Genomic DNA, 11,744 nt, shown 5'->3' with positions numbered 1-11,744 from the left:
CGCCCGTCAAGAACTAGTGCGAGTTCCTGAATCAAATACTAAATATGGTGGATTGCGGGGGATAACAGGGGGCAAGCCCGCGCCTGTTGTTGAGCCAAGTATCAGTGAGTCCTCAGGGATTCCCAACCGAAAAAATTTGTCTTCCGTGACGATACGGACCCTTCATCCCGCTGTTCACAGGGCAGGTATATTTTTCGGGACCGGGATTGCGTCAGCGGGACTCACGTATCCTTACGGAAGGTGAGGGCAGGCATGCCCGCCGAGGTGGTGGTGGAGGGGGCGAATCCGGGCCAAGCTGACCTCGATTTTGCCGGATTGCCTACATGCTTGATTCGACTCGCCGGGATACGCGGCCGCGTATCGCCCCGGCCGGCCTGATGTTCCTCGCGATCACCTCGATCGGCTGGGGCTTCAATTGGCCGGTGACGAAATTCCTCCTCGCCGAGCTGCCGCCGCTGACCCTGCGCGGGGTGACCGGCGTGCTGGGCGCGCTGCTGCTCGCGGCGCTGGCGTTGATCCGCCGGCAGAGCCTGAAGGTCGAGCCCGCGATCTGGCCGCGACTGCTCACCGCCGCCGTGCTCAACGTCACCGGCTGGATGGTGCTGATGGGCCTCGCGCTGCTCTGGCTGCCGGCGAGCGAGGCGGCGCTGATCGCCTACACCATGCCGGTGTGGGCCTCGATCATCGCCTGGCCGGTGCTGGGCGAGCGGCCGACGGTGCTGCGGACGCTGGGGCTGGTGATGGCCTTTGCCGGCCTTGCCTCGATCATGGGCGGCAACGGCATCGCCGCGAGCGCGGAGAAGCTGCCCGGCATCGTCATGGCGCTCGCCGGCGCGTTCGGCTTTGCCGTCGGCACGGTATTCTCGAAGAAGTATCCGATCCATCTGCCGCCGATCACGGCTGCGGCCTGGCAGATCGGGATCGGCTGCTTGCCGATCTCGGTCATCGGCCTCCTGGTCGAGACCTCGCATCTGGACAAGGTGACGCCGGTCGGATGGTGGCTGCTGCTCTATTCGACCGTGGTGCAGTTCTGCATCGCCTATGTCAGCTGGTTCGCCGCGCTCGCACGATTGCCGGCGTCGGTCGCCGCGATCGGGACGATGGCGGTGCCGGTCATCGGCGTGGTCGCCTCTGCGATCGCGCTGCACGAGCCGCTCGGGGCAGGGCAGATCGCCGGGTTGATCTTCACGCTGGCCGCGGTGCTGCTGGCGACGCGCTAGGGCGCCGTGGCATGTAGGATGGGTAGAGCGAAGCGAAACCCATCATCGTCGCCGTTACATTCATTGATGGGTTTCGCTTCGCTCTACCCATCCTACAAATCAACTCGCCGTCATCCCGCCGCCCAGCGCCTTCCGGATCATCTCCGCGAGCGTGTTTCGCCGATAGGGTTTTGTCAGCAGCAGCACGCCGTCGTCGAGCTTGCCGTGGTGGACGATGGCGTTGTCGGTGTAGCCGGAGGTGTAGAGCACTTTCACGCCAGGGCGCAGCGTTGCCACCTTCTCGGCGAGCTCGCGCCCGCTGATGCCGCCGGGGATGACGACGTCGGTGAAAAGGAGGTCGAAGGCCTGGCCGGCCTCGATCAATTCCAGTGCGGTCTTGCTGTCCGCAGCGGCGACGGTCTTGTAGCCGAGGCTCTGCAATTGCGCGGTGACGAAGTTGCGCACCAGCGGATCGTCCTCGACCACGAAAATGGTCTCGGCGCCGCCTTCGGCTTGCGGCACCGCGGCGGCGGCCGCATCGCTCGTGCCGTCACCCGGCGGCAGATAGAGCTTGATCGTGGTGCCGTGGCCCGGCTCGCTGTAGATCTTGATGTGGCCGCCGGACTGCTTGACGAAGCCATAGACCATGGAGAGGCCGAGGCCAGAGCCTTTGCCGACCTCCTTGGTGGTGAAGAACGGCTCGAATGCCTTCTGCTGTATGTCGGATGACATGCCGGTGCCGGTGTCGCTCACCGCGAGCATCACGTAAGGGCCGGGCACGACCTCGGCATTGGCCTGCGCATAGGCCTCGTCCAGCACGACGCGATGGGTCTCCAGCAGCAATTTGCCGCCGTTCGGCATGGCGTCGCGGGCGTTGATCGCCATGTTGAGCACGGCGTTGGTGAGCCGGGACGGATCGATATGCGCCGTCATCTGTCCCTGTTCCAGCACGGTCTCGATCTGGATCTGCTCGCCGAGGGTGGGGCGCAAGAGCTTGGCGATGTCGGTGATCGCCGCGTTGATCTCGACGTTGCGCGGCTGGAGCGGCTGCTTGCGCGCGAAGGCGAGCAGGTGCTGGATCAGCTCGGCGCAGCGCTCGGCGGCATCGTCGATCAGGCGCGCCACGCGCTGGAGCTCCGGCTGTTGCTTCAGGCTCGCCACCAACGTTTCGGTGTTGCCGGAGATCACGGTCAGCATGTTGTTGAAGTCGTGCGCGACGCCGCCGGTCAGCTTGCCGATGGCGTCCAGCTTCTGCGACTGGTGCAGCTGCCGTTCGGTGTCGCGCGTGGTGGTCGCGTCGTGATAGACCAGCACCGCGCCGGAAATGTCGCCTTGCCCGTCCAGCATCGGCCGGCCGCTGATCATGAGGTGGCGCGGTGGGCTGCCGTTGTGCGGGCGGACGATCATCTCGATGGCCTCGAAATGCTCGCCGCGCAGCACGCGCCTCGACGGCAGCTCGTCGGCCTGCAGCGGGGTGATGCCGTCGCCGTGAAACACATCCGACAGCGCGCGCAGATTGCGCAGGTTCATGCCGGCCCGGTGCAGCAGCATGTGCTCGGCCGCCGGATTGGACAACAGGACATTGCCCTCGGTATCGATGACCAGCACCGCCTCCGCCATGCTGCGAAAGGTGCTCTGGAGCACGTTGACCGACAGGCGCAGCTCGTCATGCGCGGTGACCAGATGCTCGGTGCGCTCGGCGACCGCCGCCTCGAGCTGCTCGTTGGCGGCGGTGGCTTCCTCGAGCGTGCTCTTGAGCGCGCTCTGGGCGCGGTGGCTCTCGCGCATCACCATCAGCACGAGCAGCAGGATCACCAGCGCACCGGCGACGTCGATGCCGAGCAGCACGATGCCGGTGCGGCGCGAATCCTGGGAGCGCGCGGTCAGCAGCCCTTCTTCTTCCGTGCTCAGCTGGTCGAGATTGCCCATCACCGTGTCCATGAGGCCGCGGCCCTCACCCTTGCCCTGGAGCGCGGCAATGCCGGCGTCGTCGTTCGCGGCGCGCAGGCGCATCGCCGCGGCGGCGACCTCCATCCGGCGCAGCGCCAGCGGCTCGGTGCCCTCCAGCAGCGCGACCTGGTCGGGATTGTCGCGCACGTCGCGCTTGAGGCTCGCGAGCGCCGGCGCGATCTGGGCGTGGGCGGCCTCGAATTCATCGCTGAAGGCCTGGTTGCGGTAGATTTCGTAGCCGCGCGCGGCGCTCTCGGCGCGGCGCAGCAGCACGCGCAGATCCGAGATCTTCTTCAGGACCTGGACAGTGTGATTGACCCAGATGGTATCGGACCGCGACTTGACGTCGAGGGCGATCGAGGCGGCGGTGATGATCAGGAGGATGGCGAGTCCAGCACCGAGAATGACGCGTTGCGTTGGGATCAAGGTGCTTCTTTCTGATCCTTCGGCAAGGCCGCCGCGCCGAGGCATTCCCGGATCGTGGTCAGCAGCGCGTCGGGCGTGAACGGCTTGCGCAGGCAGCGCGTCGCACCGAGCTCCAGCGCCATGCGGAGGAAATCGGGCGAGGGCGAGGCGGACGATGCGAAGGCGTAGCCGGACATCGCGATCAGCGGCACGGACGGCGCGCGCTCGTGAAAGATGCGGATGGACTCGAAGCCGCGCATATGCGGCATGAAGATGTCGACCAGCATCACGTCATAGGCCTGCGCTTCCAGCGCGGCCAGTCCCGTTTCGCCGCCGTCGGCCAGCGTGACGTCGAAGCCCTGACGTTGGAGGAGGACCTCGATGGTCGCGCCGACCATCGGATCGTCATCTACCACGAGGATACGCGGCATGACACTTCCCAGCAAATCGAAGTCCCCATCGGTATTTGTGATATCCGCGAATCGTGGGTCGGGTCAATTTTGGATTGGAGCGATGTAGATATGCACGGCGTGGTGCATAGGCAGTCCAGCGGGTTCCATCGGGTCGACACCGGGCATCGGCGTTTCACTGACGTCCGTCGACCGGAGGCAATTCGGGACGCGAATTGTGACAAGGTTCGACGAAAGCTTGAGGCAAGGTGTCGGGACCTGTCATGCCGCGTACAAACGGCAGCTTCCATTCAAGTCCGCCTCGAGGCGCACTCCGAGGCCTTCCTTCGCGACCTCCGCGTTCAATGTTGGCGAATGATCCGCCCGCCATAAGGATTTGCAGCGGAGGCGCAAGCAACCTTGGTTGAGCTTGTACCCATGGAGCAGCTCTTCGCCTGATTAGTAGGCAGCGACTTCGATGTCCGCCTCAAAACGGAGATTTGACCGGCGTCGAGCGTCTCTCACCTCATTGGGTGAGGCATCCTGCCGCGAGTCGCCATATCATCATATTGCTTCCCTAGATTGCACGAACAAGTTGTTGGCACCCGGCGGCCCTCGGGCGGGGGGTACTTTGAATTTCTCCAGTGGCAAGATCGAGAAGATCCTCGACCTCATTTACGACGCTGCGGCGGAAAACGCGCTCTGGCCGCATGTGCTCACGGCGATCGCCGATCTGACGCGCAGCGAGGGCGGCATCCTGTTCGGTCAGTCCCTCACCGCAGAGCGGGTCTATTTCGATTTCAACGGCCGCCTCAACGAGGAATGCAACCGCACCTATCAGGAGCGGCATATGCAGAATCCGTGGTCGCAATACATGGAGAACCAGCCTGTTGGCCGGCTGGTGCTGTCCGACGAAGCCATCTCACTGGGAGAGCTGCAGTCGTCCGCGTTCTATGACGAGGTGCTGCGGCCGCAGGAGATCGGCCACAACGGAATGATGGCGCTTGCGGCGCGCGATGATTTTCGTGCCGCCTTCAATATGTGTCGCAGCGCGCGGCTGGGGCCGTTCGATCCCGACGAGCAGCGGCTGCTGGAATGGCTGGCTCCGCATCTGTGCCGGTCGGTGACGCTCGGGTTCCGGATCGACGGCTACCTCGCCATGCAGCAGGCTGCATTCAATGTCCTCGACCGGCTTGCCGACGGCGTCGCCGTGCTCGACCGCAGGGCGCGGGTGCTGTTTGCCAACGGTGCCGCCCGCCGCATGGCGGAGGAGGGCGTGCTGCGTCTGCATCAATCAGTCGGGACGCATTCGCCCGCACATTCGCAGCGGCTGAGCGAGCTGATCCGCGCCGCGCTCCAGGGCGGGGCCGGCGGCACCATGAGCCTGCCGCGCCCTCTCGACGGCCGCCTGCTGACCATTCTGGTCTCCGCGATCCGGAGCAAGGATCTCGGTCGGCTATCGGATGCCGGTGTGAAGGATGCCGCCGTACTGCTGTTCGTCGTCGATCCCGCCAACCGGCGATCGATTCCGCTCGGGCAGATCATGGACGCCTATGGCCTGACGCATGCCGAGGCGCGGGTGGCCCTTGCGGCCTCGTCAGGGAATACGGTCCTGGAGACCGCGCAATCGCTGAAGCTGTCGCCCAACACCATCAAGACGCATCTGCGTCGCGTCTTCGCCAAGACGGGCACCGGCCGCCAGGCTGAGCTTGCCGGCTTGATCGCGGCAATCGGCAGCGTGCGGATCGGGGAAACGGACCACGGACAGTGACGGCTTCGGCGCCGGATGAGCTCGCGGAGTCCGACCGGCTCGGAAAGCGTGGGCGGCGCCGGTCGTTCACCGGCACCGCCCACTCATCGCGTTGTTCAGGTCGCCTTACGGGCAGGGATGACGCTGGCCATCATAGCCAAGATACGTGCCCGAGGCCGGGTCGTAAGACTTGTAGCGCTGCGCGCAATAAGCGGAGGAGTCGCCGCCGGTGTCGGGCACCACCGCGACTGACGGCTCATCATAGTAGGAGTCGCCGTAGTAATAGGGGTCATCGTAATAGCCGCCGCCGTAATAGGCGTAGGAGCCTAGGCCGCCGATCGCGGCGCCGGCCGCGAACCCCGGCCAGAAGCCGCCGCCACGATGATGCCAGCGGTTACCGCTCCAATTGCCGCCGCCGCCGTGCCAATTGCCGCCCGCAGCTGCGACCGGACGGCCGCCGCCAAACGTGGCTCCTGCGCCTGGACGCATGGCGACGCCGGCGCTCGGGCGCATGGCTGCGCCAGCCGCGAAACCGGCGCCACCGCCGGCGACCCGTGGACCAGCGGCGAAGCCGCCGCCCATGCGGGGGCCACCACCACCACCGAAGTGAGCACCGCCACCACCGCCGAAATGGGCTCCTCCGCCACCACCCGCGGCCGGGCGGCCCTGGGCGAAGCTCGGGCTCGCCAACGGAAGCATCAACGCCACTGCCGCAGCGGCACTCAAAACCTTCAGACTGTTCATGATCAAACTCCTTTCCCGGAAAAGCCAACCCGATGAAACAGCGCTGGTTCCAGGGATCACGCTGGTGTGCGTGTGTGCAGCGAGCCTCTCACCTCGGCGCTGTACCCGGCATGAACGGATCACGACCGATTTGCGGCGGGGCCGGCGGGCCGGAGCACCCCGCATTTGTCGAGGGGACGGCCCCCGCCGGCCGAACTGGACATTTCGGCGTCCGGATGGCATCAGGGCCCCACGAAGCAGGGCCCTTGCCGCATGAAACAATTCCTTCTGAAGTTCTTCACCTGGTGGAATGGCCAGACCTTTGGCACCCAGCTCTGGACCAGCCGGTACGGCGAGCTGGTCGGTGAGGACGAGCAGGGCAACCGCTACTATCGCACCCGCGGCGGGGCGATCGATCCGACACTGGGCTTCGAGCGGCGCTGGGTGATCTATAACGGCTATGCCGAGGCGAGCCGCATCCCGCCGTCCTGGCACGGCTGGATCCATCACGTCGTCGACACCCCGCCGACCGCGACCAACTACCAGCCGCGCGAGTGGGAGAAGCCGCACCAGCCGAATCTCACCGGCACGGCCAAGGCCTACCGGCCCTCGGGTTCGACGCTTGCCAGCGGTCGCCGGCCGAAGGCGACCGGCGACTATCAGCCCTGGACCCCCGGCTAGTCGTCCGCCCCGACGCGAATCTTCATCATCAAGGGTGGATGCATAAGCATCCGCCTCACGCCGCTGTGGACAACGGGAACAGCGGGGATGGCGGTTGCGCCGTCGTTGCGCCGGCGCGAGCGATGCGGCTCAATGGTCCCATCTTACGGAGATGGGAAACCATCGCGTTCGGTTCGGGCAACAGTTCGCGACTGTCCCGAGATGCAGCGGCCGCCGAGCAAGGACTCGATCGGGAGATAGGCCCCCGGTCTGGAAGTTCCGAAATCGCCCGATGTGAATGTGCGCCGCCGTAAGAAAGGAAAGGCCGCCTGGGAAACCGGGCGGCCTTTTTCTTTGATGGCAATTCTTCAGCCGGTTTGTGCGCCTCAGTCGTAACGCACCTTCGGGAAGAAGTCGCCGCGGCCTTCAGGCGTCATGTCGAGCAGGCCCCAGAGCGGATCGACCAGATCACCGGCGCGATGATGCTGCTTTGGCGCGGACGGCGCGAAGCTCATCTCCGAGCCCCAGAAGTGCCTGATCTTGCCATTCGCTTTCCTGAAGACATTGAAGATCGTCTCATCCCAATTCTGCCCCTCGGGAACGTTGTGCTGCGCGCGCATGCCCTTGGGGAATTTCGAGGTGTCGCCGAAGTAGTCCGCATCAAAGCTGTTGCCGGCAGTGGACAGCAGCGACAGATGTTCCCAACCGCGTTCGTGGGCCCAGGCGGCGAGGCGCGCGATCGGTGATTTCGCAACGATGTGAAGCGCGGCGCGCTCCCCGACATGCCGTGCGGCGCCGTCGAGCCCGTCAAGCAAATGGGTGCAGCCGGGGCAGGGCAGCTCGCGCTCCGGCCCATACATGAAGCTGTACAGGATCAGCGTGTCATGCGGGCCGAACAACTCCGACATCCTGACCTGTTCCGGCATGCTCGTTTTGCCGATGCGTTCGAAGACGTAATCTTGGGGTACCTCGCCGCCGAGCGGCAGCGCGCGACGCTTGGCCGAAACGGCCTCAATCTGAGCCCGGAGGGCAATCTCCTCATCCAGCAACGCGTTTCGCGCGGCACGATACTCGGTGCTTTCGTTGGGGTAGCGGAGATGCTCCATGATTGCGCTCCGGATGCTGTAAGTTTCGTGAGGATATAACTCGCCCCCCAAAACCTCAGTTCCACCACCGAAGGTGGAACGCCTGCGCCCGATGTGGATGTGTCGCCGCCGTGAAACAGGAAAGGCCGCTCGGGAAATCGAGCGGCCTTTTTCTTTGATCTGATTTCCTGTTCGTTGCTCGCTTCTCAGAAATGGAGATGCAGGGGTGGTGAGTTGCCGACGGGCATCATCTCGTAAGGCGGCTTCCAGCCTGGCAGTTCGGCGATGCGTCGGCGCCAGGCATCAATGGCCGGGAAGGCCGCGGCGAGATCGAAACCTGTCTCCTCCCTCGGATAGTACAAATAGCCGAGCAGCGAGAAATCGACGATCGTGGGCCGGTCGCCCAGCATGAAGCGGCGGTCTGAGAGATGTCTGTCGACAATCGAGAACGCGCTCTCGGTCCGCGCGCGCAGAAAAGCGAGCACGGCCGGGTGGGCCGGCTCCGGCATGAAGCAGCGCTGATACCGGTGCGGCGCAAAATTCCCCGTGAATTTGTGGTTGTCGAACAGCAGCCAGCGCGCCGTCTCGAACCTCTCTTCGTGCGTCGGAGCGAACACGCCGTGAGTTTCGGCGAGCCACAGCAGGATCGCACCCGACTGGCTCATCTGCCGGCCGTCGATCTCCAGCACCGGGACTTCGCCCATGACGTTGGTTGCGGCCCGCCAGTCGGGGCTGCGGGTCTCACCGCCGGCGAAGTCGACGCCGACCGGCTCCCAGTCGAGCCCGGCGCAGTTGAGGAATAGCGCGACCTTGAACGAATTGCCCGAAGCTCCCACACAGTGCAGCCGGTATCGCGCCATGGTCAGGTCCTCCTGTGCGCACCGACCGGAAACTGCCAAAGGGCGTGGCGGCCGCAGCCGGAGTGTCGCGACAGGCTCCTGACAGCGTCGTGTCAGCAGCGTCAGTTCGGGCGATGCTTCGCATCGCTCGAACGTGCTGCACAATGTCCGGGACGCAAGACCAAGGGCTACATCACCCTTTCGGCTGCGCGCTTCGCGGCTTCGAGCCGCCGCGCCTGCCATGGTGCGACCCGCTCCTTCATGAGCGCGAGCACCTCGGCCGGAGCCGTATCCGGCGAGCCGGCGTTGAAGGGGGGCGCGGGATTGTATTCGAGGCGGAGCTGCACGGCTTCCGCGGTGGTGCGATCGACCAGCAGCGATACCAGCTTCAAGGCGAAATCAATTCCTGCGGTGACGCCGCCGCCGGTGACGCGGTTGCGATCGACGCAGACGCGCGTCTTGGTGGGCGTCGCGCCGAACAGCGCCAGCATCTCCATCGCACTCCAATGGGTCGCGGCGTTGTAGCCCTTCAGGAGCCCGGCCGCGCCCAGCACCAGCGATCCCGTGCAGACCGAGGTGACGAATTTGGCGCTGGTGGCCTGCTTGCGCACGAAGTCGAGAGTCTCCTCGTCGTTGAGGAGCGCGTCGGTGCCGAAGCCGCCGGGAATGCAGATCACATCCAGTTGCGGGCAGTCGGCGAAGGTGATGGTCGGGGTCAGCATCAGCACGGAATCGCTCGGCACCGGGGCCAGCGTCTTCCAGATCAGGTGCACGGTCGCGCCGGGGACGGACGAAAACACCTGCAGCGGACCGGTGAAGTCGAGCTGGGTGACGTGCGGAAACACCAGCAGACCGATCTGGAGCGGAGACGACATGGGCAGGTCCTCCAAAGATAAGCTTGACGGACGCAGCCTCTCATGATGCCCTTCCGTCCAAAATGGCGTATTTCCCTCGCTTTCGGACATGAACCATGATCGGCATCCTGATCTTCCCCGACTTCCAACTGCTCGATGCGGCCGGCCCGATCTCGGTGTTCGAGATCGCGGCACGTGCCAGCGGCAAGCCGCTCGCGCTGCGGGTGCTGGCGCTGAATGCGGGACCCGTGCGCAGCTCGTCCGGCGTCGAGATGATGGCGCGCGACTTCAAATCGGCGAATGCGATCACGACGCTGGTCGTGGCGGGCGGCGCGGGCGTGTCGGCTCCGGCGGGCTGTCCTGCGACGCTCGCTTTCGTGCGGCGGCTCGCCAAGCGCGGCGTTCGGGTCGCCAGCGTCTGCTCCGGCGCCTATGTGCTTGCGGAGGCCGGCCTGCTCGACGGCCGCCGCGCCACCACGCATTGGGGCCGCACCCGCGAATTCGTCGCGCGCTATCCCAAGGTCAAGTTCGAGCCGGACCAGATCTTCACCCGCGACGGCAATGTCTGGACCTCGGCGGGCATCAGCGCCGGCATTGACCTCGCGCTCGCGATGGTCACCGAGGACCATGGCGAGGAGATCGCGCAAGCGACCGCGCGGCAGCTCGTGCTCTATCATCGTCGCAGCGGCGGCCAGTCGCAATTCTCCTCGCTGCTGGAGCTGAAGACGCCGAACGGCCGCTTCGGCGCGCTGTTGTCGTGGGCCCGCGAAAACCTCGACGCGCCATTGACGGTGGAAGACCTCGCCGATCGCGCCGGCATGAGCGCGCGGCATTTTGCCCGCGCCTTTGCCGCGGAGACCGGCACGACGCCGTCGAAAGCGATCGAGCGGTTGCGGCTCGAGGTCGCGCGCGAGCGCGTGCAGTCCTCGCGCGAGGCGATCGAGCTCGTCGCGGAGGTGACCGGCTTCCGCGATCCCGAGCGGATGCGGCGCGCCTTCATCCGGGCTTTCGGCCAGCCGCCGCAGGCGCTGCGCCGCGCGGCGCGGGCGGGGTAGGGAAACTCACCTGGCACTCGAGCGTGGAGGCGACGATGAGCGGGATGGAGTACAGCAACGAGAACGCGAGGCGACTGCAAAGAATCTATCTCAAGCCTGATGTGACCGCCCAGCGTGCGGAGACAATCCGGCAGCTCGATCTGTCTGCCGGCGAGCGCGTTCTCGATATCGGATGCGGTCCCGGCTATCTCTGCGAAAGCATGGCGCAGATCGTCGGGCCCGGTGGCGCCGTCGTCGGTATCGATGTGTCCCCCGACCTGATCGCGGCCTGCAACCGGCAGAAAGCCTCCGCCTGGATTTCATATGCCATCGGCAACGCGACGGCATTGGATCAAGCCGATGCGTCATTCGACGCCGTCGCGTGCACACAGGTTGCGGAGTACGTGCCCGATGTCGACCGCGTTCTCGCCGAGACGTTTCGCGTCCTCAAGCCGGGTGGCCGCACGATTTTTGTCGCAACCGATTGGGACGCAGTGGTGTGGCATTCCGAATGCCCGGAACGAATGGCCGCGGTCATGACGTCATGGGAAGCGCACTGCGCCCACCCGCGTCTGCCGAGATCGATGGTCCGCAGACTGGTTGAGGCCGGATTTCACTTCGACGGCGCGTCGATCTTTCCCATCCTGAATTTGCGGTACGATGACGACAGCTACAGCAAGGGGCTGGCCCAAGGCATTCGGGATTTCGTCGCCGGCAGGAGCGACGTACCGGCCGATGATCTCTCAGCATGGCACAGCGAGTTCGAGCGTCTCGGCGCTGCGGGACACTACTTCTTCAGCACCAATCGCTATCTGTTCAGGGCCTCGAAGCCGGCTGCGGCGGCGACATGAGCGCG

At 65.3% G+C, this 11,744-nt stretch carries 11 protein-coding genes; 5 read left to right on the top strand and 6 right to left on the bottom strand.

The annotated features are described in order from the left end of the window. Positions 1–323 precede the first annotated feature (323 nt). Complete coding sequence (locus QA642_RS26550; RefSeq protein WP_283079482.1) at positions 324–1,220, top strand: DMT family transporter; 897 nt, start codon at positions 324–326, stop codon at positions 1,218–1,220. Between the two features lie 99 nt (positions 1,221–1,319). Here the strand turns inward: QA642_RS26550 and QA642_RS26545 are convergent, their stop codons facing one another. Both QA642_RS26545 and QA642_RS26540 read right to left on the bottom strand, forming a co-directional pair. Then, entirely contained in the window at positions 1,320–3,575 is a 2,256-nt protein-coding gene (locus QA642_RS26545; protein WP_283079481.1) for a CHASE3 domain-containing protein, read from the bottom strand. Next, positions 3,572–3,985: a response regulator gene (locus QA642_RS26540; RefSeq protein ID WP_283079480.1), complete on the bottom strand. Its 414-nt coding sequence runs from the start codon at positions 3,983–3,985 to the stop codon at positions 3,572–3,574. The genes QA642_RS26545 and QA642_RS26540 overlap by 4 nt, the downstream gene beginning before the upstream one ends. Positions 3,986–4,574: 589 nt before the next feature. On the opposite strand from QA642_RS26540, the gene QA642_RS26535 reads away from it, so the two are divergent. After that, the gene (locus QA642_RS26535; protein ID WP_283079479.1) at positions 4,575–5,714 is read left to right on the top strand and encodes a LuxR C-terminal-related transcriptional regulator; all 1,140 of its coding nucleotides are present in this window, start codon (positions 4,575–4,577) and stop codon (positions 5,712–5,714) included. A 105-nt stretch (positions 5,715–5,819) separates the two neighbouring features. Here QA642_RS26535 and QA642_RS26530 read toward each other — a convergent pair whose 3' ends face one another. Then, the gene (locus tag QA642_RS26530) at positions 5,820–6,437 is read right to left on the bottom strand and encodes a BA14K family protein (RefSeq protein ID WP_283079478.1); all 618 of its coding nucleotides are present in this window, start codon (positions 6,435–6,437) and stop codon (positions 5,820–5,822) included. 252 nt (positions 6,438–6,689) lie between these two features. On the opposite strand from QA642_RS26530, the gene QA642_RS26525 reads away from it, so the two are divergent. Next, positions 6,690–7,097, top strand: coding sequence for an NADH:ubiquinone oxidoreductase subunit NDUFA12 (locus QA642_RS26525; RefSeq protein ID WP_027557785.1), 408 nt, complete (start codon positions 6,690–6,692; stop codon positions 7,095–7,097). Between the two features lie 365 nt (positions 7,098–7,462). On the opposite strand, the gene QA642_RS26520 is transcribed toward QA642_RS26525, so the two are convergent. From QA642_RS26520 to QA642_RS26510, 3 genes are all read right to left on the bottom strand, one after another. Continuing rightward, positions 7,463–8,182: a DUF899 family protein gene (locus QA642_RS26520; protein WP_283079477.1), complete on the bottom strand. Its 720-nt coding sequence runs from the start codon at positions 8,180–8,182 to the stop codon at positions 7,463–7,465. A gap of 185 nt (positions 8,183–8,367) precedes the next feature. Further along, positions 8,368–9,021 (bottom strand): glutathione S-transferase, encoded by a 654-nt coding sequence (locus QA642_RS26515; protein ID WP_283079476.1) that lies wholly within the window; start codon positions 9,019–9,021, stop codon positions 8,368–8,370. A 167-nt stretch (positions 9,022–9,188) separates the two neighbouring features. Next, a complete protein-coding gene (locus QA642_RS26510) occupies positions 9,189–9,875 on the bottom strand; it encodes a DJ-1/PfpI family protein (protein WP_283079475.1) in 687 nt (228 codons plus the stop codon). Between the two features lie 95 nt (positions 9,876–9,970). Between QA642_RS26510 and QA642_RS26505 the strand changes: the two genes are divergently transcribed. Next, positions 9,971–10,909, top strand: coding sequence for a GlxA family transcriptional regulator (locus tag QA642_RS26505; protein ID WP_283079474.1), 939 nt, complete (start codon positions 9,971–9,973; stop codon positions 10,907–10,909). A 35-nt stretch (positions 10,910–10,944) separates the two neighbouring features. Next, complete coding sequence (locus QA642_RS26500) at positions 10,945–11,739, top strand: methyltransferase domain-containing protein (protein ID WP_349253794.1); 795 nt, start codon at positions 10,945–10,947, stop codon at positions 11,737–11,739. Positions 11,740–11,744: the final 5 nt, after the last annotated feature.

Origin of the sequence: Bradyrhizobium sp. CB2312, from assembly GCF_029714425.1 — a bacterium.
In the GTDB taxonomy this organism is placed as follows: Bacteria; Pseudomonadota; Alphaproteobacteria; order Rhizobiales; family Xanthobacteraceae; genus Bradyrhizobium.
Note: the sequence above shows the minus strand (reverse complement) of the source record. Positions and strands in the feature narration are given on the sequence as shown.

Bases quoted from the DNA above. Each gene is read 5' to 3' on its own strand.
- QA642_RS26550 (WP_283079482.1), top strand. From the start codon at position 324: ATGCTTGATTCGACTCGCCGGGATACGCGGCCGCGTATCGCCCCGGCC.
- QA642_RS26540 (WP_283079480.1), bottom strand. From the start codon at position 3,985: ATGCCGCGTATCCTCGTGGTAGATGACGATCCGATGGTCGGCGCGACC.
- QA642_RS26530 (WP_283079478.1), bottom strand. From the start codon at position 6,437: ATGAACAGTCTGAAGGTTTTGAGTGCCGCTGCGGCAGTGGCGTTGATG.
- QA642_RS26525 (WP_027557785.1), top strand. From the start codon at position 6,690: ATGAAACAATTCCTTCTGAAGTTCTTCACCTGGTGGAATGGCCAGACC.
- QA642_RS26520 (WP_283079477.1), bottom strand. From the start codon at position 8,182: ATGGAGCATCTCCGCTACCCCAACGAAAGCACCGAGTATCGTGCCGCG.
- QA642_RS26515 (WP_283079476.1), bottom strand. From the start codon at position 9,021: ATGGCGCGATACCGGCTGCACTGTGTGGGAGCTTCGGGCAATTCGTTC.
- QA642_RS26510 (WP_283079475.1), bottom strand. From the start codon at position 9,875: ATGTCGTCTCCGCTCCAGATCGGTCTGCTGGTGTTTCCGCACGTCACC.
- QA642_RS26505 (WP_283079474.1), top strand. From the start codon at position 9,971: ATGATCGGCATCCTGATCTTCCCCGACTTCCAACTGCTCGATGCGGCC.
- QA642_RS26500 (WP_349253794.1), top strand. From the start codon at position 10,945: ATGAGCGGGATGGAGTACAGCAACGAGAACGCGAGGCGACTGCAAAGA.